This window comes from Leisingera sp. ABM4_060, assembly GCF_056158765.1.
The window spans coordinates 3,903,879-3,926,430 of record NZ_JBSWTX010000001.1 but is presented as its reverse complement, the minus strand read 5'-3'; the positions used below and the strand labels follow the sequence as shown (position 1 = coordinate 3,926,430).

Annotated in this window: 22 protein-coding genes and 1 tRNA gene; 9 read left to right on the top strand and 14 right to left on the bottom strand. The window is 65.3% G+C overall.

Annotated elements, in window-relative coordinates; translation table 11 throughout:
* The first annotated feature begins 243 nt into the window (after positions 1 to 243).
* Complete coding sequence (locus ACXAEH_RS18950) at positions 244 to 1,089, top strand: MBL fold metallo-hydrolase (RefSeq protein ID WP_475034975.1); 846 nt, start codon at positions 244 to 246, stop codon at positions 1,087 to 1,089.
* Positions 1,090 to 1,176: 87 nt separating this feature from the next.
* Here the strand turns inward: ACXAEH_RS18950 and ACXAEH_RS18945 are convergent, their stop codons facing one another.
* The 4 genes from ACXAEH_RS18945 to ACXAEH_RS18930 all read right to left on the bottom strand — a co-directional run bounded on the left by ACXAEH_RS18945 (position 1,177) and on the right by ACXAEH_RS18930 (position 5,552).
* Positions 1,177 to 2,037 carry a D-amino-acid transaminase gene (locus tag ACXAEH_RS18945; protein ID WP_475034973.1) on the bottom strand — a complete coding sequence of 287 codons (861 nt, stop codon included), beginning with the start codon at positions 2,035 to 2,037 and terminating at the stop codon, positions 1,177 to 1,179.
* Positions 2,038 to 2,048: 11 nt separating this feature from the next.
* On the bottom strand, positions 2,049 to 3,014 hold the full coding sequence (gene dgcA, locus ACXAEH_RS18940; protein ID WP_475034972.1) for an N-acetyl-D-Glu racemase DgcA: 966 nt from the start codon (positions 3,012 to 3,014) through the stop codon (positions 2,049 to 2,051).
* A 150-nt stretch (positions 3,015 to 3,164) separates the two neighbouring features.
* Positions 3,165 to 4,166: an N-acetyltransferase DgcN gene (gene dgcN, locus ACXAEH_RS18935; RefSeq protein ID WP_475034970.1), complete on the bottom strand. Its 1,002-nt coding sequence runs from the start codon at positions 4,164 to 4,166 to the stop codon at positions 3,165 to 3,167.
* A gap of 114 nt (positions 4,167 to 4,280) precedes the next feature.
* Positions 4,281 to 5,552, bottom strand: a complete 1,272-nt coding sequence (locus tag ACXAEH_RS18930; protein ID WP_475034967.1) for an MFS transporter — start codon at positions 5,550 to 5,552, stop codon at positions 4,281 to 4,283.
* Between the two features lie 238 nt (positions 5,553 to 5,790).
* Here ACXAEH_RS18930 and ACXAEH_RS18925 point away from each other — a divergent pair, with 238 nt between their 5' ends.
* Together ACXAEH_RS18925 and ACXAEH_RS18920 are read left to right on the top strand one after the other, a co-directional pair.
* A complete protein-coding gene (locus tag ACXAEH_RS18925) occupies positions 5,791 to 6,750 on the top strand; it encodes an L-malyl-CoA/beta-methylmalyl-CoA lyase (RefSeq protein WP_475034965.1) in 960 nt (319 codons plus the stop codon).
* A 72-nt stretch (positions 6,751 to 6,822) separates the two neighbouring features.
* A complete protein-coding gene (locus tag ACXAEH_RS18920; protein ID WP_475034963.1) occupies positions 6,823 to 7,425 on the top strand; it encodes a hypothetical protein in 603 nt (200 codons plus the stop codon).
* A 391-nt stretch (positions 7,426 to 7,816) separates the two neighbouring features.
* On the opposite strand, the gene ACXAEH_RS18915 is transcribed toward ACXAEH_RS18920, so the two are convergent.
* Complete coding sequence (locus ACXAEH_RS18915; RefSeq protein ID WP_475034961.1) at positions 7,817 to 8,269, bottom strand: Lrp/AsnC family transcriptional regulator; 453 nt, start codon at positions 8,267 to 8,269, stop codon at positions 7,817 to 7,819.
* Between the two features lie 73 nt (positions 8,270 to 8,342).
* Here ACXAEH_RS18915 and ACXAEH_RS18910 point away from each other — a divergent pair, with 73 nt between their 5' ends.
* Positions 8,343 to 8,939: a LysE family translocator gene (locus ACXAEH_RS18910; protein ID WP_475034959.1), complete on the top strand. Its 597-nt coding sequence runs from the start codon at positions 8,343 to 8,345 to the stop codon at positions 8,937 to 8,939.
* A gap of 100 nt (positions 8,940 to 9,039) precedes the next feature.
* Here the strand turns inward: ACXAEH_RS18910 and ACXAEH_RS18905 are convergent, their stop codons facing one another.
* Together ACXAEH_RS18905 and ACXAEH_RS18900 are read right to left on the bottom strand one after the other, a co-directional pair.
* Positions 9,040 to 9,873, bottom strand: a complete 834-nt coding sequence (locus tag ACXAEH_RS18905) for an AraC family transcriptional regulator (protein WP_475034958.1) — start codon at positions 9,871 to 9,873, stop codon at positions 9,040 to 9,042.
* A 58-nt stretch (positions 9,874 to 9,931) separates the two neighbouring features.
* Positions 9,932 to 10,789 carry a hypothetical protein gene (locus ACXAEH_RS18900; RefSeq protein WP_475034956.1) on the bottom strand — a complete coding sequence of 286 codons (858 nt, stop codon included), beginning with the start codon at positions 10,787 to 10,789 and terminating at the stop codon, positions 9,932 to 9,934.
* Between the two features lie 60 nt (positions 10,790 to 10,849).
* Between ACXAEH_RS18900 and ACXAEH_RS18895 the strand changes: the two genes are divergently transcribed.
* Positions 10,850 to 11,812, top strand: a complete 963-nt coding sequence (locus ACXAEH_RS18895) for an acetyl-CoA carboxylase carboxyltransferase subunit alpha (RefSeq protein ID WP_475034954.1) — start codon at positions 10,850 to 10,852, stop codon at positions 11,810 to 11,812.
* Here ACXAEH_RS18895 and ACXAEH_RS18890 read toward each other — a convergent pair.
* The gene (locus ACXAEH_RS18890) at positions 11,809 to 12,222 is read right to left on the bottom strand and encodes a winged helix-turn-helix transcriptional regulator (protein ID WP_475034951.1); all 414 of its coding nucleotides are present in this window, start codon (positions 12,220 to 12,222) and stop codon (positions 11,809 to 11,811) included. The two genes, ACXAEH_RS18895 and ACXAEH_RS18890, sit on opposite strands and share 4 nt — an antisense overlap.
* Positions 12,223 to 12,313: 91 nt before the next feature.
* Between ACXAEH_RS18890 and ACXAEH_RS18885 the strand changes: the two genes are divergently transcribed.
* Positions 12,314 to 13,078 (top strand): YdhR family protein, encoded by a 765-nt coding sequence (locus ACXAEH_RS18885; protein WP_475034949.1) that lies wholly within the window; start codon positions 12,314 to 12,316, stop codon positions 13,076 to 13,078.
* 190 nt (positions 13,079 to 13,268) lie between these two features.
* On the opposite strand, the gene ACXAEH_RS18880 is transcribed toward ACXAEH_RS18885, so the two are convergent.
* Complete coding sequence (locus ACXAEH_RS18880; RefSeq protein ID WP_475034948.1) at positions 13,269 to 13,745, bottom strand: Lrp/AsnC family transcriptional regulator; 477 nt, start codon at positions 13,743 to 13,745, stop codon at positions 13,269 to 13,271.
* A gap of 144 nt (positions 13,746 to 13,889) precedes the next feature.
* Between ACXAEH_RS18880 and ACXAEH_RS18875 the strand changes: the two genes are divergently transcribed.
* Positions 13,890 to 14,930: a zinc-dependent alcohol dehydrogenase family protein gene (locus tag ACXAEH_RS18875; RefSeq protein ID WP_475034946.1), complete on the top strand. Its 1,041-nt coding sequence runs from the start codon at positions 13,890 to 13,892 to the stop codon at positions 14,928 to 14,930.
* Positions 14,931 to 15,174: 244 nt separating this feature from the next.
* On the opposite strand, the gene ACXAEH_RS18870 is transcribed toward ACXAEH_RS18875, so the two are convergent.
* The 3 genes from ACXAEH_RS18870 to ACXAEH_RS18860 all read right to left on the bottom strand — a co-directional run bounded on the left by ACXAEH_RS18870 (position 15,175) and on the right by ACXAEH_RS18860 (position 18,539).
* On the bottom strand, positions 15,175 to 15,828 hold the full coding sequence (locus tag ACXAEH_RS18870) for a GntR family transcriptional regulator (protein ID WP_039160193.1): 654 nt from the start codon (positions 15,826 to 15,828) through the stop codon (positions 15,175 to 15,177).
* A 120-nt stretch (positions 15,829 to 15,948) separates the two neighbouring features.
* On the bottom strand, positions 15,949 to 17,766 hold the full coding sequence (locus tag ACXAEH_RS18865; RefSeq protein WP_475034945.1) for an adenylate/guanylate cyclase domain-containing protein: 1,818 nt from the start codon (positions 17,764 to 17,766) through the stop codon (positions 15,949 to 15,951).
* Between the two features lie 86 nt (positions 17,767 to 17,852).
* On the bottom strand, positions 17,853 to 18,539 hold the full coding sequence (locus ACXAEH_RS18860) for a M48 family metallopeptidase (protein WP_475034943.1): 687 nt from the start codon (positions 18,537 to 18,539) through the stop codon (positions 17,853 to 17,855).
* Between the two features lie 101 nt (positions 18,540 to 18,640).
* On the opposite strand from ACXAEH_RS18860, the gene ACXAEH_RS18855 reads away from it, so the two are divergent.
* A complete protein-coding gene (locus ACXAEH_RS18855; protein ID WP_475034941.1) occupies positions 18,641 to 18,967 on the top strand; it encodes a TIGR02300 family protein in 327 nt (108 codons plus the stop codon).
* A 185-nt stretch (positions 18,968 to 19,152) separates the two neighbouring features.
* Positions 19,153 to 19,228: transfer RNA gene (locus ACXAEH_RS18850), tRNA-Ala, on the top strand.
* Between the two features lie 173 nt (positions 19,229 to 19,401).
* On the opposite strand, the gene ACXAEH_RS18845 is transcribed toward ACXAEH_RS18850, so the two are convergent.
* Together ACXAEH_RS18845 and ACXAEH_RS18840 are read right to left on the bottom strand one after the other, a co-directional pair.
* Positions 19,402 to 20,829 carry an amidase gene (locus ACXAEH_RS18845; RefSeq protein WP_475034938.1) on the bottom strand — a complete coding sequence of 476 codons (1,428 nt, stop codon included), beginning with the start codon at positions 20,827 to 20,829 and terminating at the stop codon, positions 19,402 to 19,404.
* A gap of 10 nt (positions 20,830 to 20,839) precedes the next feature.
* Complete coding sequence (locus tag ACXAEH_RS18840) at positions 20,840 to 22,549, bottom strand: dipeptide ABC transporter ATP-binding protein (protein WP_475034936.1); 1,710 nt, start codon at positions 22,547 to 22,549, stop codon at positions 20,840 to 20,842.
* Positions 22,550 to 22,552: the final 3 nt, after the last annotated feature.

Here is a 22,552-nt window from a genome sequence, read left to right as displayed (position 1 = left end):
GCGAGGCTAGGAGCAATGGGCAAGGCTTACCGGTCCGTTTCCGCCATCGCCCGCGTCGTTTTCATGCGGCAGCAGAAGGGGCGCTGCCCCTCTTGGCCTAGCGGCCAATTCACCCCGGGGTATTTGCCCGATGTTGCATGTGCCCGCAGGCAAGGCTGCGCGAACCTGCAAAACTGCCTTGCTTGGCAGGTCTATGGCGCTAGTCTCCGCTTCGTTGTTACATCAAACAGATTTGAGGCCAGCATGCTTTGCAAGATCGGCAGCGTCGAAGTGTGGAGAATTCTTGAAATTCACGCGCCCTTCATGACGCCGGAAGACCTGTTCCCAACCGCAGGCCCGGACGCCGCAGCGGTCATCGAGGCTGAAGCACCCGGAAGCATCTGCACCCGGACCGGGCGGCTGATCCTGCCTATTCAGGGGTTTCTTCTGAAAACGCCCGCACACAACATTCTGGTCGATAGCTGCGTGGGCAATGGCAAGACGGTTCCCGGCCGGCTGGAGTGGCACCAGCGTTCAGACAACCGGTTCATGGCGGCACTGACCGCCGCCGGGATCGGCACCGGCGACATCGATTATGTGTTATGCACCCACCTTCACACCGATCACGTTGGCTGGAACACCCGGCTGGAGGACGGGCGCTGGGTGCCCACTTTCCCAAATGCCCGCTACGCAATGCCATCGGCGGACGAGGCATTCCAGCGCCAGGCCAGCAGCGATGTTTACACGGAAAGCGTGCTGCCGGTGGTGGAAGCCGGGCAGGTTGAGCTGGTTGAAGCCGGCCACATGCTGGGCGATCACGTGACGCTGATCCCGACTCCGGGGCACACACCCGGGCATGTTTCTGTCCTGATCCGCAGCGGTGGCCGCGAAGCGATCATTACCGGCGACGCGCTGCATTCTACGGCCCAGTGCCGCCATCCGGAGTGGCATTTCAAGTTCGACACCGATGCGAAACAAGCCGTCCATTCTCGCAAATGGCTTCTGGAAGAGGCCTCAGAGAAAGCCTGCACTGTGCTGGGCAGCCACTTCACTCTGCCTTCTTTGGGACGTGTAAAAGCAGACAAGAACGTCTTCCGCTGGGAGGAGTAGGACTAACGCCAGCCCTGCGCGGCCTTGTCGGAAAGAAAAAGGCCGCCCTCCACGGGCGGCCTTTGGATTTCAATCGGTGCTGGGCACTCAGATCGCCTTCTTGCGGCTTTCTTCCAGGTAGATCTCTCGCAGGCGCTTGGCGATCGGGCCCGGGGTGCCGTCGCCCAGGGTGACGCCGTCGATCTCCACCACCGGCATCACAAAGGCCGAAGCCGAAGTGGTGAAGGCTTCATCCGCCTCTTTTGCTTCATCGATGGTGAACAGGCGCTCTTCGATTTCCATCTGCGCTTCTTCCGCCAGACGCAGCACCGCGGCGCGGGTGATGCCATGCAGGATGTCGTTGCTGAGCGGACGGGTCACGATCTTGCCGTTTTTGACGTAGTAGGCGTTGTTGGAAGTGCCCTCGGTCACATACCCGTCCTCGATCAGCCAGGCGTCATCGCAGCCCGCTTTCTTGGCCATCATCTTGCCCATGGACGGATACAGCAGCTGCACGGTCTTGATGTCGCGGCGGCCCCAGCGGATGTCCTCGATCGAGATGATCTTGGCGCCCTTCTGCGCAGCGGGGCTGTCGGCCAGGCCAGGCTTGTTCTGGGTGAACAGCACCAGGCTCGGCGGGGTGTCCGCGGAGGGGAACACGAAATCCCGGTCGCCATCGGAGCCGCGGGAGACCTGCAGGTAGACCAGGCCTTCCTCGATGCCATTGAGCTCCACCAGCTTGCGGTGGATTTCCAGCAGCTCCTCCTTGGAGCAGGGCGAGGGCATGTCGAGTTCGTTCAGCGAGCGCTCCAGGCGCACGGCGTGGCCTTCGAAATCGATCAGCTTGCCGTCCAGGACCGAGGTCACCTCATAAACCGCATCGGCAAACAGGAAGCCGCGGTCGAAGATCGAGACCTTGGCTTCATTTTCCGGCAGGTATTCGCCATTCACATAAACGGTACGGGTCATTGTCTCTCTCCTCAGCCCCAAAGTTCAGCTGCAGGCGGGTGAACCCCGTCCTGGTCGAATGTCAAAGGTGTTGCGCGGTCTTCGGCCAGAAGCAGCGGCCCGTCAAGATCCGTAACCGCCGCACCCTGCGCCACAAGCGTCGCGGGCGCCATCGCCAGCGATGAGCCGACCATGCAGCCGACCATCACCTGATAGCCCTCGGCCAGCGCCTGCGCGCGCAGCTTCAGCGCCTCCGTGAGGCCGCCGGTTTTGTCCAGCTTGATGTTGACCACATCGTATTTGCCCTTGAGTTTCGGCAGGCTTTCACGGTCATGGCAGCTCTCATCCGCACAGACCGGCACCGGGCGCTCCATGCCGATGAGGGCGCTGTCCTCGCCCGCGGGCAAGGGCTGCTCCACCAGTTCCACGCCGAGGCGCACCAGATGCGGCGCCAGATCGGCATAGACCTCGGCCGACCAGCCTTCATTCGCGTCGATGATGATCTTGGCATCCGGCGCACCGGCGCGCACCGCTTCCAGGCGGGGCATGTCGTCAGGGGTGCCGAGCTTGATCTTCAGCAGCGGGCGGAAGGCGTTTTCCGCCGCTTGCTTTTGCATGTTTTCGGGCGTGTCGAGTGACAGCGTATAGGCGGTGATCTCCGCCTTGGGCTCCGGCAGGCCTGCCAGTTCCCAGACCCGCTTGCCGGCCTGCTTGGCCTCCAGATCCCACAGTGCGCAGTCAACTGCGTTGCGGGCGGCTCCGGCGGGCAGCAGCGACTGCAGCTCTTCGCGGGTGAAACCGGCGGGCAGGCCTTCGATCTCGGCGGTCACGCTCTCCAGCGTCTCGTTGTAGCGGGCATAAGGCACGCATTCGCCCCAGCCGGTGACGCCATCCTTCTCGACCTTGACGGTCAGCACCTTGGCCTCGGTGCGCGAGCCGCGCGAGATGGTGAACACCTGCGCCAGTTTGAATACGTCCGGGGTGACGGAGACCTGCATCGCCTGTTCCTTCCCTTGCAGCGGGCAGCCGCGCCCGCGGACCGGCCTGCGCCGCCCCGGAAGGGCTTCCCGCTCTTTCATCTTTCCAAAAATACTCCCGCCGGAGGCATCCCAGGGCGCACCTGAAAACCTCCGGCGGGAGCTGTTAGATCAGATTGCAGCCAGCGCGTCCACCAGGCGGCCTGCACCGTGGCGGTACGGGTCGACGGCGGGCAGGCCCATCTTCTCTTCGACCTCGGCCAGGTACTTGACCGCGTCGTCTTCGCTGAGGTGCTGGGTGTTCACCGAGATGCCGACGATCTGGCAGGCCGGGTTGGCGCGCTGCGCCAGCGGCAGGGCAACGTCGCGCAGCGATTCCAGGGTCGGCACGTCGTATTCCGGCAGGCCGCGCATATGGGTGCGGGTCGGCTCGTGGCACAGGATCAGCGCGTCCGGCTGGCCGCCGTGCACCAGCGCCATGGTGACGCCCGAGTAGGAAACGTGGAACAGCGAGCCCTGGCCTTCGATCAGGTCCCAGTGGTCTTCGTCATTGTCCGGGGTCAGGTACTCGATGGAGCCCGCCATGAAGTCGGCGATGACCGCGTCCAGCGGCACGCCGTGGCCGGTGATCAGGATGCCGGTCTGGCCGGTGGCGCGGAAGGTCGACTTCATGCCGCGCTTCTGCATCTCGTTGTCCATCGCCATGGCGGTGTACATCTTGCCGACCGAGCAGTCGGTGCCGACCGCCAGGCAGCGCTTGCCGGTACGCGGCTTGCCGTTGGCAATCGGGTAGCCGACGGTGGGGACGCGCACGTCGTGCAGGGTGCCGCCATGGGTCTGGGCCGCGGCCACCAGGTCGCCTTCGTCGCGCAGCAGGTTGTGCAGGCCGGAGGCCAGGTCATAGCCCATTTCCAGCGCTTCGATCAGGACTTCCTTCCAGGCCTCGGAGATCACGCCGCCGCGGTTGGCAACGCCGATCACCAGGGTCTTGGCGCCCGCTTCCTTGGCTTCGGCCAGGGTCATGTCCTTGATCCCCAGGTCGGCGCCGCAGCCCGGCAGGCGGATCTGGCCGACGGCGTGGTCAGGACGCCAGTCGCGGATGCCGATGGCAACCTTGGCGGCCAGCATGTCAGGCGCGTCGCCCAGGAACAGCAGATAAGGGGTCTCGATCATCGCGCTCATCCTTCGAGTTTAACAGGTCGCGCCAATGTCAGGGCAAATCTGCGCAAAGTCCTCTCGAAATCGCGCAAGAAAGTTACTCTGGCGCGATTTCCTTCGCAGGATTGATCAAACAGCCGCAGAATCTCCTGCGGGCTTGCTGCTTGCAGGTGTTTCCTCCTCCGGCAGCCATGATTCCGCCTGCAGCACCCCGGGCTGGGCCACGCCGATCACGCCCATCGCCTGCACCTCGCCGGTTTCCTCCGGTGCTGCCTCCTGCACCCGGCGGGCCATGGCAATCACCGCCACGCCGCTGCCGACAATCGCCAGCAAGAGCGGCAGCCCGCGCCCGTCCGCCATGCTGATCGCATTCGGACCCAAAAGCGTGCCCGCCAGCAGCCCGACGTTCAGCAGGAACACCATGGCGCCGCTGGCCGGCACGATCTGCGACGGCTTCAGCTGGTCGTTGGCATGGGCCGTCAGGATCGAATAGGCCGGGAAGGTGCCCATGGCGATCACCGCAAAGCCGATCACCGCCCGCGAGGGCGAGCTTTCCAGCGCCACCCAGGCGCTGGCCATGACGGTCAGCATACCCAGCCCGAACACCACATAGCGGCGGTCGGTATGGTCCGAGATCCAGCCCACCGGATATTGCACCAGCGCCCCGGCAATCAGCGCAACCACCAGCGCGCCCGAGGCCTCCGCCGCGCTAAATCCCATCGGCAGCAGATACAGCGGCAACGAGATGAAGGTGGCCGAGACCGCAACGCTCATCAGCAGGATCCCCATCACTGCCATCGGCGAGACGCGGTAAAGCCTGCGCACCGGCATCCGCTCGGGCGCGGTGTAATCCGGCGCCCGGTTGTCCGACAGCAAAAGCGGCACGATCGACAGCGAGATCAGGATCGACACCAGCCCGAACAAGAGATTGCCGCTGGGATCCGGAAAGCCCACCAGCGCGGTGCCCAGCGCCGGTCCCGCCAGCTGGATCACGAAATAGACCGACAGCACCTGCGCCCGGATCCGGTTTTCTGCCTTGGCGTTGAGCCAGCTTTCGGTGACCACATAAAGCCCCGGGAAACAGATGCCGCCCAGAAACCGCATCGCCGACCAGCTGTAGGGGTCGGTGGTCAGCAGGTGCACGATGGCGGCAATCGACACCAGCGAGGCCAGCGCAGAGAACACCCGGATATGGCCCACCTTCTCGACCATCTTCGGTGCCATCACCGTGCCCGCCAGCGCCCCCAGCGGGTAACAGGCCTGCATCACCGAAATGGTGAAATCGGAAAACCCCAGGCCATTGCCGCGGATCGTCAGCAGCGTCGCCAGCAGCCCGTTGGCCACCATCAGCATCAGCATGCCCAGAAACAGGGCCCAATTGTCGATCAATGCGCGTTTCATGAAGCTCCTTTTCCGCACGGGGTTCTCTGGCGCCCCATGTCCTGCCCCACCCCTAATCCCCGGCACACGCCGGTTTCGCGCGGGTTTGCGACATCGGGCGCCATGGGAGGCCGCAAACAGAATTGCCGCAACGCGGCGGAATTTGCCGCAAGTGCAAAATACACTTGCAAGTGCGTGCGCAATTTAATAACCCGAAGGGCGAAAATTCTGCAATTTCCTTACCCCGGGAGGTTTCCGCATGTCATTCCGCATCCAGCCCGCAGCCCCTGCGCGCCCCAACCGCTGCCAGCTGTTCGGCCCTGGCTCCAAGGTCAAGCTGTTCGAGAAGATGGCCGCCTCGGCCGCCGACGTCATCAACCTAGATCTCGAGGATTCGGTGGCCCCCACCGACAAGGACCAGGCCCGCGCCAATGTGATCGAGGCGATCAACAGCGTCGATTGGGGCAGCAAGTACCTGTCGGTGCGGATCAACGGGCTCGACACCCCCTATTGGTACCGCGACGTGGTGGACCTGCTGGAGCAGGCCGGAAACCGGCTTGACCAGATCATGATCCCCAAAGTGGGCTGCGCCGAGGATGTCTATGCCGTGGACGCGCTGGTCACCGCCATTGAGCGTGCCAAGGGCCGGACCAAGCCGATTTCCTTCGAGGTGATCATCGAATCGGCGGCGGGCATTGCCCATGCCGAGGACATCGCCAAATCCTCTCCGCGCCTCCAGGCAATGTCGCTGGGCGCGGCGGACTTTGCAGCTTCGATGGGCATGCAGACCACCGGCATCGGCGGCACTCAGGAAGACTACTACATGATCCGCGACGGCCAGAAGCACTGGTCCGATCCCTGGCACTGGGCCCAGGCCGCGATTGTCGCCGCCTGCCGCACCCATGGCATCCTGCCGGTCGACGGCCCGTTCGGCGATTTCTCTGACGAGGACGGCTATATCGCCCAGGCCAAACGCTCCGCGACCCTGGGCATGGTCGGCAAATGGGCGATCCACCCCAGCCAGATCGCGCTGGCCAACCAGGTCTTCACCCCGTCGGAGGAAGCAGTGCAGGAAGCCCGCGAGATCCTGGCGGCGATGGAAGAGGCCAAGGCCTCGGGCGCCGGTGCCACGGTGTACAAGGGCCGTCTGGTCGACATCGCCTCGATCAAGCAGGCCGAGGTGATTGTGGCGCAGGCCGAACTGATCGCGGGCAGCTGACGCCGGTCCGTGATCGAAGGGTTGAAGGGCGTCCCGATGGGGGCGCCCTTTTTGGTTTGAGGGAGAGGTTTCATGAGCAAAGCCACGTTACTGCACACCGCTGCAATGCATGCCGCAACCTTTGATGCGCTGGCGCCGGAGGCAGGCTTCCATCATCAGGTCCGCCCGGATTGGCTGGAGCGGGCGCAGAGCGGAATTGGTATTACTCTGCGCCGCGAGATCACTGAAGCAATCCAGGCAGCAGACGGCACCGTTCTGTGCTCCTGCACCACCATCGGCGAGGTGGCAGAAGAGGCCGGCGCCATCCGCATCGACTGGCCTATGATGCAAGAGGCCGCGCGCATTGGCGGGCCGGTGCTGATGGCCTATTGCCTGGACAGCACCGCGGAGCCCTCGGCAGCCCTGCTGCGCCGCGCTTTCGGAGATCAGAACCCGCAGCTCACCTGCCTGCACCTGGGACGGCACTGGCCGCTGTTTGAAGCAGGCGATAGCGGCGGCTTTGCGCAGGCCATTGCAGTGGATGTCCTGCAAACGCTGGAAGGGGGCGCCTTCGGCTGCGTAGTGCTGGCGCAGGCCTCGATGGCAAATGCGGCGGGGGCCATCCGCGCAAGCTCAGATGTGCCGGTGCTGGCCCCGCCAGAGCTGGCGGCAGCATATCTGCTCACGCAACGCTAGCTGCCCGGCCAAGGCCCCAGCCCCGCCGGTCTTGTCTATCTCTGTTTCAGTGTCCTGCGCGTCAAAGCTGTCAGGCGGTTAGGAATTGGCGGCGCCGCCAAAAGGCGGAGGCGGTACGGGCGTATCCGCCCGCGTGCTAAACGTTGTCTCTGCACGTCCCCATAGGGGAACCTGTTCCAAGGTGCCGGGGGTGTCAGGCCCGGCGGTGACCGCGATCGGGAAAGACTATGGGCCGAACAGCTTAAGATCGGGAAAGCGATGCGTGCGCCGGGTTCGCAACACCCGCAGCCGCACACCTGCCGCAACGGCCGCGCAAGGAGTATTTTTTGAAAGATGAAAACTGCTCCGTTTCATCTTTCCTCAAATACTCAAATCCCCGGCCGGCAAAGCCTCACGCCCGCATGTCCTTGGGCGAGCCCATCACCACATAGGTGGTGATTCCGGTGACATAAGGAGATGTGCCCAGTATGTCGGTGTGGAAGCGCTTGTAGCTGGGCAGGTCGGCGCATTCGACGCGCAGCAGGTATTCGATGGTGCCGGTGATGTTGTGGCATTCCACCACTTCCGGCGCGGCCTGCATGGCGCGTTCAAACGCAAGCTGCGCCTCCTTGGTGTGCTCGCCCAGGCCGACGCCGATGTAGGTGGTAAAGCCGTGCCCCATCTGCTCGCGGTCCAGCACCGCGCGGTAGCCGGTGATGACACCGCTGCGCTCCAGCTCCTGCACCCGGCGCAGGCAGGCCGATGGCGACAGCCCGACCCGCTCGGCCAGCTCCAGGTTGCTGATGCGGCCATCGCGGGAGAGCTCTTGCAATATCTGCTGGTTTATCCGGTCCGTTTTCGCCACTGATTGCGAAAATAGGCCGCAAACGCTGCAGAACGCAATTACATTTGGCGGGTTGCGCGCAATACTTTTGCGCATGACCTATGAACTCCTCACCGCGCTGGCGCTGTTTGCCTTTGTTTCCTCGATCACCCCGGGGCCGAACAACCTGATGCTGATGGCGTCCGGCGCCAATTTCGGCTTCCGCCGCACCATCCCGCATATGCTGGGGGTGGCGCTGGGATTTGTGTTCATGGTGCTGCTGGTCGGCGCAGGCCTGGTGCAGGTGTTTGACGCCTTCCCGGTCAGCTACACGGTGCTGAAGGCGGTGTCGGTGGTGTATCTCTTGTGGCTGGCCTGGAAGATCGCCCATGCCGCACCGGTGGAAGCCAAGGGCGGGGGCGGCACGCCGATGACTTTTCTGCAGGCGGCGGCGTTTCAATGGGTGAACCCCAAGGCCTGGGCAATGGCCCTGACTGCGATCAGCGCCTACACGCCGGATCAGACCCTGGCGGCGATCCTGCTGGTGGGCGCGGTCTTTGGCGCCATCAACCTGCCCTCGGTCGGCTCCTGGACAGTGCTGGGCCAGCAGATGGCGCGGTTCCTGACCAGCCGGCGGCGGCTCACCCTGTTCAACTGGACCATGGCAGCACTGCTGGTGGCCTCGCTCTATCCGGTGATCTGGCCGCAGTAGCGCGAAACGCCCGCCCGGCCCGAAGGGGCGGAGCGCCCACCCACCGCTGCGGGGCGGGCGCTCCGCCCCTTCGGGCCGGGCGGCGGTCCTTGCTTGGCGCCTACTTCAGAGGCAGGCAGATCTCGGTCAGCAGGTCTTCGGGCGCGGTGTCGCGCGGGTTGTTGAGATAGATCTCGAAACAGGGCTGGTCAGCAGGCTCTTCGCCCGACTGCGGCAGCCAGTTGCCGAACAGGCTGTGATAGGCGGCGTGGATGCCGGAGTACGGCCCCTTGTAGGTCAGCACCGCGGTCCGGCCGCCGGCCAGCTTCACCTCTTCCATGTCCTCTGGCAGCGGCCCGTCCGAGAACTCGGCACCGGCAAAGCTGCGCAGGTCCGCCTCGGTCACGGTTTCCGGGTTGTCGAAATAGACCCCGGCCACAACGCCCACCCGCGGCCACAGCCCGCGGCTTTCGCAGATGGCGCCGAAAGCCTCGAAGCTTTTGCCGATTTCATGGTAAGCACCCTGGTGCGGCAGGCCGGCCAGGCGGCGGGCGGGTTCAGAGCGGGTAATCACATCATGCATGGGGTAGGTTCCTGTTTTCAGATCGGGGTTGGGCAGCCGCAATTGCCCGGCGCGGCGGAAGGCCGCCGGGCTGCTGCCGTAGGCGTCAGAAAAAGCGCGGGAGAAGCTGCCCTGGCTGGGATAGCCCGCCTGGGACGCGATCTGTGCAATCGTCAGCCCGTCCTGCACCAGCCAGACCGCGGCCCGGTGCAGCCGGATGCGGCGCACAGCCTGGGCGCAGGTCTCGCCGGTCAGCGCCCGGAACACCCGGTGCCAGTGGAACCGCGACATCGCCGCCACATCCGCCAGCGTGTCCAGCGACAGGTCGCCGTCCAGATGGTCGTGGATATAGGCCAGAACGCGCAGGATCCGGTCTTCGTAGCTGGCGGCCATCGGCGGCGTCTCCTTTGTCTCTGCTGTCTCTGCTCTCAGGTGATGGCATGGGTGCAGATCACAAATCTTGCTGAGTTGCTGGAACATCAACTTCCCCGGCCATCAGCCCATCCGCCATTGCCCTCAGTTTGCGGGCTATCTCGTGAAACTCTGCCGGCAAGGGTTGAGGCGTAAAACTGGAGAAGGAGACTTGGCTGCTGCTGAACCTGTAGCTCAGCTTCCGGACGCTGTCCCAAATCCGCAGATCGCATTGCCACAGGTCAGGCTGCCCCCTGAGCTTGCACCAGGCGTGGATACGGAACCCGTCCGCTGTCAGGCCGCGAGTAACCAGATGAGTCCAGGCATTCTTTGCATTCTCCTTATAAAAGAATATCTCGGACGGCTCCGCCGCAACAGGCTCCGGGGCGGGCCATGCAGCCGGCTGAGAATAGGTGCTGACTTCCAGCCAGTTTGTTTTCTCAGATGGCAAACCCGAAGAACGTGCCTGCGCCGCGGCACCCCCGAACGTCCATCTGATGCTTCTCAGAACAAGCGGGACCGGATCGCTTTCGTCCAGACAAACCCTGACCGGACTTTCCGCAATGGGCTGCCGCTTGCCTTCCGCCAGCTGCAGTCTCTCTGCATTGTACTCCGGACCATCAACGGTTCGAACGGACAGCCACTGGGATACCGGCAAGGTAAAGGCCTTGCCTGCAAGCGACACAGGCAGATGATCAACATAACGGCAGGCTGCCTCCCGCTCCTTTGCCCGTTTTGCAACCTCCCCCGGCAGGAAGCTGCAATAGGCAACAAAGACGGCCACGCAAAAGGCCAATGCTGCGAGAACAACCTTGAAAAGAATTTGCTTGAAGAACTCAGCGAAAAGCATGTGTTCAGCTTTAGCCTGTGCACGGGAAACGGCCAAGCTGTCATGCACGCAGTTGCATCCGGCGTCTCCTGAGGCCATATAGCTGCAAACCTGCAGAGCAGAGGCGATATGACCCAGTATCTGGAATTCGAAAAACCGCTGGCCGAAATCGAAGGCAAGGCGGAGGAGCTGCGGGCGCTGGCGCGCGCGAACGAGGAAATGGATGTGGCAGACGAGGCCGCGGCGCTGGACGCCAAGGCGGCGCAGCTGCTGCAGGATCTCTATAAGGATCTGACCCCCTGGCGCAAATGCCAGGTGGCGCGCCATCCCGACCGGCCGCACTGCAAGGACTATATTGAGGCGCTGTTCACCGAATACACGCCGCTGGCCGGCGACCGGAACTTTGCCGATGACCTGGCGGTGATGGGCGGGCTTGCCCGTTTCAACGACCAGCCGGTGGTGGTGATCGGCCATGAGAAGGGCTCGGACACCAAATCGCGGATCGAGCGCAACTTTGGCATGGCGCGGCCCGAGGGCTACCGCAAGGCAATCCGCCTGATGGAGATGGCCAGCCGCTTCAAGCTGCCGGTGATCACCCTGGTGGACACCGCCGGCGCCTACCCCGGCAAAGGCGCCGAGGAACGCGGCCAGTCGGAGGCGATTGCCCGTTCGACCGAGATGTGCCTGCAGATCGGCGTGCCGCTGATCTCGGTGATCATCGGCGAAGGCGGTTCGGGCGGTGCGGTGGCCTTTGCCTCGGCCAACCGGGTGGCGATGCTGGAGCATTCGATCTATTCGGTGATTTCCCCTGAAGGCTGCGCCTCGATCCTGTGGAAGGATGCCGAGAAGATGCGCGAAGCGGCGGAAGCGCTGCGCCTCACTGCGCAGGACCTGCAGAAGCTGGGCGTGAACGACCGGGTGATCCCGGAGCCGATGGGCGGCGCCCACCGCGACGCCAAGGCGGCGATGGCGGCTGTTGGCGGCGCAATCCAGGAGATGCTGGACGAGCTGGCGGGCAAGGATGCCGCCGAGCTGGTCAAGGACCGGCGCCAGAAGTTCCTCGCCATCGGCTCCAAGGGGCTGGCGGCCTAAGGCAGCCCGCCCGCGCGGATCCGGGAGATGACTCCCTCCCGGTCTGCCTGCACTTTGTCACTGAAGCCGGTCATCGCATGGCCGGCTTTGTTGTATTTGGAGCTCCACAGGGCGATATCGGCCAGCACCGGCGCCAGGTCCCGGCCCTTTTGCGTGAGCGTGTAGAGATAGCTGCGGCCGTTCTCCGGGTCCTTGCTTTTGCTCAGGATCCCGGCCTCCTCCAGTTGTTTCAGCCGCTGCGCCAGGATGTTGGTCGAGATCCCCTCCCAGCCGTTCAGAAGCTCGCCATAGGTGCGCGCGCCCTTTACCGCCATGTCGCGGATCACCAGAAGGCTCCAGCGGTCGCCGAAGATTTCAAGCGCATAGGCCACCGGGCAGCCGGATTCGTATTTGCCGTTTTTGTCAGTCATGCGCTTTCGTAAGATTTTTACTTGCAAAACGCAAGTGTTCATGCAAGCCCTTAACTACTTGCAAAACGCAAGCTTTCAGACTGGAGCGACCATGACCAATAACCGAACCAACGCGGAGTTCCGCGGCCGATCCCGGCTGTCCCGCCGCCAGTTGCTGGCGGCCTCGGCCGGAGCGCTGCTGCTGCCTTCCCTCCCGCAAGCCAAGGAAACTGCCATGACACCGAAAGCCTTTGTCTATACCGAAGTTGCCATCTCGGTGCCGTTTGACCAGGTGCCCTGGCAGGAGATCAATGAGAGCATCCGGCAGCAGCCCGGCTTTCTGAACAAGACCTGGCTGTCAGGCCATGGCAGCGGCTCGCTAGGCGGTTTCTATGCCTTTGACAGCATCGGGAATGCCCGCAAATTCGTGACCGGCTATTTCCCGGGCGAAGCGCGCAGCTTCGGCGTGGCCCATACCACGCGGGTGTTTGATGCCGAAGCCACCGCCGCGGCCAGCCGCGATATGGGGGCGGTGCATTACGGCGGCAGGGCAACGGCGCCGGGCGCCTTTGTCTATACCGAGCTGCAACTCTCCGTGCCCTTTGACGAGGCGCCCTGGCAGGCGCGCAACAGGGCGCTGAAGATGCTGCCGGGACTGCAGAACAAGGTCTGGCTGAGCGGGCTGCAGACCCGGACGCTGGGCGGGTTCGACGCTTTTGACACGCTGGACAATGCGCTGGATTTTGCCGTGAACCTGTTCCCGGAAACCGCAGCCGGGCTTGGTTGCGCCTTTTACACAAGGGTGTTTGATGCGTCGCTCACCGAAGCGGCCAGCCGGGCAATGAACGCGCCTTATTATACCGGCAGCGGCGCCTGATCAGGCCCGCCGCCCGTCATGGGAGCGGAGCGGGCGGCGGCGGATACCCTCCCGCGCCCGCGCAACACCGGCTGGCGCCGGTGCCGCTGGCGGCCTTGGGCCAGGCTCAGCGCCTGCGCTGAGCCTGGCCCAACTGCAAAGGTCTGCCTGACAGGCAGGCCTGCGCAGGCGGGAGTGCCTGGCTGGCGGTTCAGACCCGAAGGTCGCTGACGGGCAGATAGCTGGAGGACTTCAGCTCCCGCAAGGACAGGCTGGACTTGATGCCGGACACTCCCGGCAGACGGCGCAGCACGGTTTCGACAAAGCGGCTGTAATCGTCCAGGTCGCGCGCCACCACTTGCAGCAGGAAATCCGCATCACCCGTAGTGTTGTGGCAGGCCAGCACATTGGGGCTGGCCTCGATCGCGCGCTGGAACCCGGCGGTGGTGGCGGCGTCATGCTCGGTGCAGCTGAGCTGGACAAAGGCCATAACTCCAAACCCCAGCGCACGGCGGTTCAGAACCGCCTGGTAGCCCTCGATGATCCCCTCCTCATTCAACCGCTTCAGCCGCCGCCAGCAGGGAGTCTCGCTGAGCGACAGCTGCTCTGCCAGCTTGGCGTTGGAGAGGCGGCCGTTCTTCTGGAGATGATCCAGAATCAAGGCATCTACTTTGTCGATATGCGCCACTTAGAAAGATACCTGCTTGATTCTGAGGTTATGAGAAAGATTACACCCCAAACCCGCCGAACCGAAGCAGGAAAAGAAATGCTCTCTTCCGCCTGGCCCTGCTAGAAAGGCCGGGCCCCGAAACCCGCAGAGGAAAACAACCCGATGAAAGCCGTCTTATACGAGAGCTTTGGCCAGGCGCCGCAGGTGAAGACCGTGGAGGACCCCGCGCCCGAGGCCCATGGCGTGGTGATCAAGGTGGAAGCCACCGGCGTCTGCCGCAGCGACTGGCATGGCTGGATGGGGCACGACCCGGACATCACCCTGCCGCATGTGCCGGGGCATGAGCTGGCCGGAACGGTGGCAGCCGCGGGCAAGGATGTCACGAAATGGAAAGCCGGCGACCGGGTGACGGTGCCTTTCGTGGGCGGCTGCGGCGCCTGCCCCGAGTGCCATGCAGGCCATCAGCAGGTCTGCCGCAGCCAGTTCCAGCCCGGCTTCACCCATTGGGGGTCGTTTGCCGAATATGTTTCGATCCATCAGGCGGATCTGAACCTGGTGGCGCTGCCCGAAGACATGGGTTTTGCCACCGCTGCCAGTCTTGGCTGCCGCTTTGCCACGTCCTTCCGGGCGGTGGCGGATCAAGGCAGGGTTTCCGGCGGCCAATGGGTGGCGGTGCACGGCTGCGGCGGCGTCGGGCTGTCGGCGGTGATGATCGCCAATGCCCTGGGGGCCAATGTGATCGCCATCGACATTGCGGAGGACAAGCTGGCGCTGGCCCGCGAACTGGGCGCGGCGGCAGCGGTCAATGCAAGCGCGGTTGCGGATGTGGCGGAGGCGGTGCAGGAGATCTCCCGCGGCGGTGCGCATGTGTCGCTGGATGCGCTGGGGCATCCGGTGACCTGCTTCAATTCGGTCAGCTCCCTGCGCAAGCGGGGCAAGCATGTGCAGGTGGGGCTGATGCTGGCGGACCACAGCACGCCGCAGGTGCCGATGGCGCGGGTGATCGCGGATGAGCTGGAAATCCTCGGCAGCCACGGCATGCAGGCGCACCGTTACGGGGCGATGCTGGACATGGTGCAATCTGGCAAGCTGGCGCCGGAGCGGCTGGTGGGCCGGAAGATCAGCCTGGAGGATTCTGTTGCGGCGCTGATGGAAATGGACCGCTTTCAATCCATCGGCGCAACCGTCATCACCCGGTTTTGAGCCCGCCGCCGCGCCCCGTCCGGGACGCGCAGCAGCAAGGAGGTGCTCCCGCGCCCGCGCAGCACCGGCTGAGGCCGGTGCCGCTGGCGGCCTTGGGCCAGGCTCGGCGCCTGCGCCGAGCCTGGCCCAACTGCGCGGGCAATTTTTCAAATTGGCCGGAGCAGGCGGGAGAGCCCTGCCCGTAGGCAGGATGAAAGGGGGGGGGCGGAGGCTGCCCGCGGGAACTTCTGCCGGAAACCCGGAGTTACCCTGCCAGCAGCCGCAGCCCCTGTGTCACATCCGAGCGCACCGCCAGCCGCAGGCCGGGCTCATCGCCCGCTTTCAGCGCCGCGATGATCAGGCGGTGGTTCTGCGGCGGATCGGTGCGGCGCAGCCGGCCATAGAGCGCGCGCATGGTGGGGCCGAGCTGCAGCCAGACCGTCTCTGCCATCGCCAGCATGGCCGGGGCCTGGGCGCGCAGGTAGAGGGTGCGGTGGAACTCCAGGTTGGTGCGGATATAGCCCACCGCATCGCGTTTGGAGACCATCTCTGCCACGGTGGCGTTGATCATCTGCAGCCGGTCGATCAGCGCCATATGGGCCCGCGGCAGGGCGCGGCTGGCCAGCTCCACCTCCAAAAGCGCGCGCAGCGCCGCCAGTTCCTCGATCCGCTCGTTGGTCAGTTCCGGCGTCGACACCCGGCCCGAGGAGGACAGGAACAGCGCGCCCTCCGCCGCCAGCCGCCGCACCGCCTCGCGGGCGGGGGTCATCGAGACCTCGAATTCGCGGCCGATGCCGCGCAGGGTGAGCGCGGCGCCGGGGGTGACCTCGCCATGCATGATGCGGGTGCGCAAGGCGCGGTAGACGCGGTCGTGGGCCGGGGCGGCAGCATCCTGGGAAGAGCGGGCAGTCAAATTCATCCCCTCATGTGATCACAAAGGCGCGGGAGGTCAAGCGGACAGATCCGCGCGTGTGATCACAGGCGGAAGGCGCGCGGCGGTTGCTTGGGTCAGGTCTGGGTCAGGCCCGGGGCAAGGACCCTAGGGCCGTCCCGGCAGCCCGGCGAGGCTGAGCCCGGTGCGCAAGCGCTGCTGCGCCGCTGCGGCCCCATGCGGGAACGCTCCCGCCGCCTGCTCCAGCGTCAGCCCTGCGGCTGCAAGCTGCGTGCAGGTGCTGCCGGCCTCATCAAAGCGGCCAAGGCCTGCAAGCCCCGCGCAGCGCACCGCCAAGGCGAGCTGCGCTTGCGGCTCGGCCTCCAGTGCCAGCGCCGCGGCCCCGGCAGCCGCTTCATCGTCGCCGGAGGCAAACAGCATCGCCGCCCGCAGGCTGAGGTAGCGTGCAGGCGGCACCGGGTTGAGCCGCAGAGCGGTGGCATAGGCCGCCTCGCCCGCCTGCTGCTGCCCGGCCAGATGCAGCAGCCAGGCACGCAGCAGGTGGCCGTCGGCGTCATTGGGGTATCTCGCCTGCAGCAGGCGGGCCTGATCCAGCGCCGCTTCCGGCCTGCCGCCGAACTGGGCTGCGAGGGCGCGCAGGCGTAAGCTGCCAGGCGTTTCCGGCAGGCCCTCCAGCTGCGCCGCCGCCCGGGCGGCACGCTGCGGCAGGCCGGCCAGCGGGCCGGTCAGAAAATCCAGTTCCAGTTCGGCCTGCAATGCTCTGGCCTCGGGCAGGTCCGGCGCCAGCAGCAGGGTTTGCTGCAAGGCCAGCCCGGCTTCTTCCGGGCGGCCGTCCGCCAGCTTGCTGCGCGCCACCAGCAATTGCAGCAGCGCCCGGTCCGGAGCCAGCCCCGCTTTGGCCGCTGCCGGCGGCTGGTTGAAATAGGTCAGGATATCCGCCGCTGCCGAAGCGGTCAGGGCAGGCAGATTCGGCTGCTGCCGCGCGGGCAGCCCGGCCTGGCCTGAGGCGCCATGGATGCGCAGCCGGATGCCCTGCAGCGGCGGGCCCGGCAAATGGCCGCTGACCAGGTACTGGGCACCCAAAAGCTCTGCCGCCCGCTCCGGCGGCAGGCCTGCTGCCGCCCGGCTGCTGTCCGCTGCTACCACCGCCAGCCCCGGCGCCGCAGCCAGGGCACGGATCACCTCGCCGGAGAGCGCCTGCGCCAGTTCCGGCGGCCCGGACGCCGCGGTGAAGGGCAGCACCGCAATCAGCGGCCGCAGCTGCGCGGGTTCCTGGACCGCGGGCTGCTCCTGCGGCAAGCCGGGCAGGCCCGCGCCCCACCAGCCGCCCGCAACCGCCGCCAGCGCAGCGCAGGCGGCGGCTGCCAGCACCGCCGGACGCCCTGCCCGGCTGCGCAGGGGCGCGGGTGCGGCGGCCTGCGCCGGCGCTGCGCCCCGGCTCAGGCTGGGCAGAGAGGTCAATTCCTCGCCCAGCGCATAGACCTGCACCGGCTGGGGAATATTGCGGACCTCATGCAGGCCCAGGTCTTCGAACTTGTAGGGAATGCGGCCCTGCAGCTGGCTGTGCGCCGCCGCCGACAGCGCCACCCCGCCCACCGGCGCCAGCGCCTCCAGCCGGGCCGCGATATTCACCTCGTCGCCAAAGACGTCTCCCTGGGCGATGATCACCTCGCCCAGGTTGATGCCGATCCTGAGTTTCAGATGGCGGCCGCGGGTGGCGCCGGCCTGGATTTCGGCAGCCGCTTCCACGGCGGAGATCACACTGGGAAAAACTGCCAGCACCCCGTCGCCCATCAGCTTGACGATGCGGCCCTGATGGGCGCGGATCGCCGGGGCGATCAGGCTTTGCTGCTGCGCCAGCACCTGGTTCAGCGTGCCCGCTTCGTCCTCGGCCATCATGCGGCTGAAACCGGAGACATCCAGCACGAAGATGGCGGCAAGGCGGCGTTGCGGTTTGTCTGGCACGGGCGGGCCTCTGGCAACCGGGGAAACTGATAACGGAAACTTGCAAAAAGCTTAGCCCGCCCAGGCCGCTCCGCAAAGCATTGGTTTCAATCGCCGAAGCGGTAGCGGTGCAGGCTGGCGCCGTTTTCGCGCAGCCAGGCGCGCTGGGTCTGACAGCGGCCATGAATCCGCTCCACCGTGTCCCAGAAGGCCTGGGAATGGTTCATCTCCTGCAGGTGCGCGACCTCATGGGCGGCCACATAGCGCAGCACCGCGGGCGGCGCCAGGATCAGCCGCCAGGAATACATCAGCCCGCCGTCCGCGGTGCAGGAGCCCCAGCGCGAGCGGGTGTCGCGCAGGGTGAGGCGGCTGTAGCCCTTGCCGAGCCGGGCGGCGTAGAAATCCGACGCCTCGGCCAGGCGGTTGCGCGCCAGCTCCTTGAGGTAGCGCTGCAAGGGGCGGCCCGGCATATCCCCCGGCACGGCAATGCGGCCTGCATCCAGCTGGATGCGGCGGCCCGGTGCGCGTTCGACCACCCGGTCCTGGCCGTCGACGGGCAGCACTGCGCCAAAGGCGGCCTCCACCGCCTCCGGGTGCTTCTCCAGATGCGCGCGGATCCAGTCCGCCTTCTCCTCGGCGAAGGCAAGCGCCGTGCGCTCCGGCAGGCCTTTGGGCAGGGTCAGCGTCACCCGCCCGTCCAGCGAGGAGATGCGCAGGCTGATCCGCCGCGCCCGCGCAGAGCGGCGCAGGGTCAGCGGCACCGGCGGCTCCCCGGGCAGGTGATGTTCGGCCATGCTGTCGCCCCTTTCCAGGCTTTGGCTTTGACAGTGCCCCCCTCATATGGCAAGGCACCGGAATCGTCGATACGACTCACCAGTAAATCAAGGGGATCCACATGCCCAAGGAAGAATGGGGTGTAAAGCGCGTCTGCCCCACCACAGGCAAGCGCTTTTATGACCTGAACAAGGACCCGATCGTCAGCCCCTACACCGGCGAAGTGGTCGAGCTGGACACCGGCAAGACCCGGATGATCGAAGCCGATGCCGAAGATGCGGCCACCCTGAAGGCCAAGGAGAACATGGACGGCGATGACGTGGTCCTGGAGGATGACGACAACGTCGACATGGATCTGGGCGATGACGTCCTGGATGATGACGATGATGACGACAACGTCTCGCTGGACGACATCGCCGACATGTCGTCGCCGGAAGACGATTCCTGAGACGGATCAAGCAGTTCGGGGCGGCGAACAGCCGCCCCAGGGCTGCCCTCCGGGTTGACCCGGAAAAAATTTGGACCCCGGCGCATTTTCCGCTTGCAGCCTGCGCCGCCGTCCCGTAAACGACGCTCACACCGCAAGACGGACCGCACCGGAGACGGAACGGACACACCGCAGCGGACAAGTTTGGGGCCTTAGCTCAGTTGGGAGAGCGCTTGCATGGCATGCAAGAGGTCAGGGGTTCGACTCCCCTAGGCTCCACCAAATCTCAAACACATGCTGAAACTGGATCCGCCCCTGAAAGCGCAGGTTTATGCCTGATCTTGCGCAGTGAGGTATTACAGCAGCATCAGATGGCCTGCCTGCGGCCGCCGATGCGGTCTCCGAAGTTTGCTGCGGACGGCAGCGGCTGAGACGTCCACCGTCCGGACAGGCTGTTACAGGTTTGGCCGCCGCGCTGCCTGGTCCAGCCATGGCATCTTCTGCTGCAGCACCGAGGCCACATGGAAGGCCCGCGGGTCGTCAAAGGCGCGGGCCACGATCTGCACGCCGACCGGCCGCCCGTTGGCACCGATCCCGGCAGGGACTGCCAGGGCGGGCAGGCGCGACAGCATGTTGAACACCGCCAGCGTGTTCAGATCATATTCGCTGTCGAAGTCGCGGCCGCCGATGGTGATGCGGTCCCAGGGCTTTTGCTGAGCCAGCATCTCGTAGCTGGCAAAGGCCGGGCAGATGAAGGCATAGCAGTCATTCTCCATCATCGGCCCGAACCGGCTGTAGATGTCTGCGGCGATGTCAAAAGCAGCGAGGAACTCCTCCGCCGTGGTCTTGGCGGCGCAGTCGGCAAAGTACCTGGTGTAATCGCAGACCTGATCCGGGTGCGCCTCAACCTCGCGCATCAGCGCGGCGCCCATCAGATGGTTGAGGTAGTTCTTGCACCCCTCCCGCACCTCATGGCCCCAGCCGAGCTTGACCTCTTCCACGATGGCTCCGGCATCCGACAGCGTGTCCAGCACCTTGAAAGTCTGGTTGGCAACGTCCTGCGTCACGACCTCGTTGCTGATATCCAGGCTGTAACCAATGCGTTTGCCCTGCAGGCTGCCGTATTCCATCGGGATGGTCATTTTCTGACGGACCGTGGCAATGTCCTGCGGGTGGTGGCCCGAGATCACGTTCTGCATCAGCGCGCAGTCCGCCACCGTGCGGGCCATGGCGCCGACGTGGCAATAAGGGTCCAGGTTAAAGGGTGCTGCATCCGGAACTCTCCCATAGGGCGGCTTGAAGCCGACAACCCCGCACATCGCCGCCGGGCCGCGGATCGAGCCGCCGATATCCGAGCCGGTAGCCAGTGTTGTTGTGCCTGCCGCCAATGCAGCCCCGGCGCCACCGGAGGAGCCCGAGGGGGTATAGTCCGGGTTCCAAGGGTTGCGGGTCACCCCGTGCAGGCGGGTCTCGGTCGTCCAGGCGCTGCAGAATTCCGGCGTGGCCGAGCGCGCATGGAAAATCGCGCCTGCATCGCGCAGCCGCTGGGCCACCGGGTGGGTTTCGTTAGCGACATAGTCCTTGTAAATCAGCGAGCCTTGGGTATTGCGCTGCCCCTCAACCGACATCTCATCCTTGATGGCCACCGTGACGCCTTCCAGCGGGCGGGCATCGCCGGGACGGTTCACATAGACCTCCTCGGCGGCGCGGGCGGCGTCCATGGCCTGCTCGTAATAGGTATCGGTAAAGGCGTTGACCACCGGCTCGACAGCCGCAGCGCGGGCAAACTGCGCCTTCACCATTTCGACAGGCGACAGCTCGCCGGACTTGAACAGCGCGATCTGCTCAGTTGCGGGCAGGTAGCACAGGTCGAGATCGGACATGGCAAGGGTCTCATTCAATGGCATGGAGTTTTCTCTCTTGGTTGGGTGTCTGTTGGTCCGGAAGGGCGTGGCAGGACGCCGCAATCAGTTTCCGGGTGTATGCATGCCTGGCCCCGGCAAAGAGCCCGGCGGCGGGGCCGGTCTCGACAAGTTCGCCTTTCAGCATGACAATCATGCGGTCGGCGGCATGGCGGACGACGCTCATGTTGTGGGTGATCAGCAGGATCGACAGACCCATCTGCTCCTGCAGTGCATTGAGCAGGTTCACCACTTCGCCCTGGACCGAAACGTCCAGCCCGGCGGTGGGCTCATCCGCGACGACCAGCGACGGCGAGAGCGCCAGCGCCCGGGCCACGCCGGCACGGCGCGCCTGGCCGCCCGACAGCTCATGCGGGAAGCGGTCGGCATAGGCTTCGCCAAGCCCGGCCTGGGTCAGCAGCTCAATCGCGCGGGCACGGGTTGCTTCCGAACGGCGGCCATGCACGATCAGCGGCTCAACCACCTGTTCAGCGATAGTTACCCGGGGCGACAGCGATCCGGCCGGGTCCTGGAACATCATCGCAACCTGCTCGCGCGCGCGGCTCCAGCCTGCGGCATCCGCTCCAGTCAGCTCGCTGCCATTCAAGGAGATCATGCCGCTGTCAGGGCGCACCAGCCCCATGATGGAGCGCGCCACCGTGGTCTTGCCCGAGCCGCTCTCGCCGATCAGCGCCAAGGTCTCGCCGCTGCGGATGTCAAAACTCACGTTGCGGACCGCCGGGATCTTCTCGCGCCAGCCGCCCAGGGCGGGCGGCAGCAGGCCGGAGCGTGTGAAAGTAACCGACAGATCCTCGACCCTCAGAACCGGCGCGGCCTCTGGCCCGATCCGCCCCGCCGGCCCCTGTACGATTTGAACCGGGCGCAACAGTGCCTCGCTCATCGTGGGCAGCCGCCGGGTCGGTGTTTCGATCTGGGCCGGGTCGCAACGCAGCAGCGCCTTGGTGTAATCATCCCGCGGCTCGGTGAAGACGTCCTGCACTGGCCCTGCCTCGCGGATCCTGCCGGACCTCATCACCAGCACTTCGTCGCAAAGCGAGGCAACCACCCCCAAATGATGAGTCACAAAGATGATGGCGCAGCCGGTCTCCTGCTGCAGGCGCTTCAGCAGCTCCAGAATCTCCACCTCCAGCGTCGGGTCCAGCGCAGTGGTGGGTTCATCCGCCAGCACCAGATCCGGCCCCAGCATCAGCGCCATGGCGATGGAGACACGCTGACGCTGGCCGCCGGACAGCTCATGCGGATACATGTTCATCCGTGCCGCCGGATCCGGCAGGCTGACCCAGTCCAGCACATCGATGGCGCGCTGCCATTTCTCGCGCTTGGACCAGGGCTCGCGGTACAGAAGATCGGTCATCTGCCGGCCGATAGTCAGCCCCGGCGCCAATGAGGTCATCGGGTCCTGCGAGATATAGGAAATCCGGCTGCCCCGCAGCGCCCGCATCCGGGCGGGCTGCAAGCGCAGCAGATCCTCGCCGTCAAACCAGACCTCGCCCGAATTCAGCGTCGCCGCATCCGGCAGCAGCCGGGTCAGCGCCCAAAGCAGCGTGGACTTGCCCGAGCCGCTCTCGCCGACAATGCCCAGAGTGCGGCCGCGCTCTAGCGAGAAAGAGGCCCATTTCACTGCTTGAACGGGACCAAAGCGCACCGCAAGTTCGCAAACTTCCAGAAGTGTCTCAGCCATGGC

Bases quoted from the DNA above. Each gene is read 5' to 3' on its own strand.
- ACXAEH_RS18930 (WP_475034967.1), bottom strand. From the start codon at position 5,552: ATGAAACGCGCATTGATCGACAATTGGGCCCTGTTTCTGGGCATGCTG.
- ACXAEH_RS18920 (WP_475034963.1), top strand. From the start codon at position 6,823: ATGAGCAAAGCCACGTTACTGCACACCGCTGCAATGCATGCCGCAACC.
- ACXAEH_RS18870 (WP_039160193.1), bottom strand. From the start codon at position 15,828: ATGAATTTGACTGCCCGCTCTTCCCAGGATGCTGCCGCCCCGGCCCAC.
- ACXAEH_RS18875 (WP_475034946.1), top strand. From the start codon at position 13,890: ATGAAAGCCGTCTTATACGAGAGCTTTGGCCAGGCGCCGCAGGTGAAG.
- ACXAEH_RS18885 (WP_475034949.1), top strand. From the start codon at position 12,314: ATGACCAATAACCGAACCAACGCGGAGTTCCGCGGCCGATCCCGGCTG.
- ACXAEH_RS18905 (WP_475034958.1), bottom strand. From the start codon at position 9,873: ATGGCCGCCAGCTACGAAGACCGGATCCTGCGCGTTCTGGCCTATATC.
- ACXAEH_RS18840 (WP_475034936.1), bottom strand. From the start codon at position 22,549: ATGGCTGAGACACTTCTGGAAGTTTGCGAACTTGCGGTGCGCTTTGGT.
- ACXAEH_RS18890 (WP_475034951.1), bottom strand. From the start codon at position 12,222: ATGACTGACAAAAACGGCAAATACGAATCCGGCTGCCCGGTGGCCTAT.
- dgcN (WP_475034970.1), bottom strand. From the start codon at position 4,166: ATGATCGAGACCCCTTATCTGCTGTTCCTGGGCGACGCGCCTGACATG.
- ACXAEH_RS18845 (WP_475034938.1), bottom strand. From the start codon at position 20,829: ATGTCCGATCTCGACCTGTGCTACCTGCCCGCAACTGAGCAGATCGCG.
- ACXAEH_RS18895 (WP_475034954.1), top strand. From the start codon at position 10,850: ATGACCCAGTATCTGGAATTCGAAAAACCGCTGGCCGAAATCGAAGGC.
- ACXAEH_RS18945 (WP_475034973.1), bottom strand. From the start codon at position 2,037: ATGACCCGTACCGTTTATGTGAATGGCGAATACCTGCCGGAAAATGAA.
- ACXAEH_RS18910 (WP_475034959.1), top strand. From the start codon at position 8,343: ATGACCTATGAACTCCTCACCGCGCTGGCGCTGTTTGCCTTTGTTTCC.
- ACXAEH_RS18860 (WP_475034943.1), bottom strand. From the start codon at position 18,539: ATGGCCGAACATCACCTGCCCGGGGAGCCGCCGGTGCCGCTGACCCTG.
- dgcA (WP_475034972.1), bottom strand. From the start codon at position 3,014: ATGCAGGTCTCCGTCACCCCGGACGTATTCAAACTGGCGCAGGTGTTC.
- ACXAEH_RS18855 (WP_475034941.1), top strand. From the start codon at position 18,641: ATGCCCAAGGAAGAATGGGGTGTAAAGCGCGTCTGCCCCACCACAGGC.
- ACXAEH_RS18925 (WP_475034965.1), top strand. From the start codon at position 5,791: ATGTCATTCCGCATCCAGCCCGCAGCCCCTGCGCGCCCCAACCGCTGC.
- ACXAEH_RS18950 (WP_475034975.1), top strand. From the start codon at position 244: ATGCTTTGCAAGATCGGCAGCGTCGAAGTGTGGAGAATTCTTGAAATT.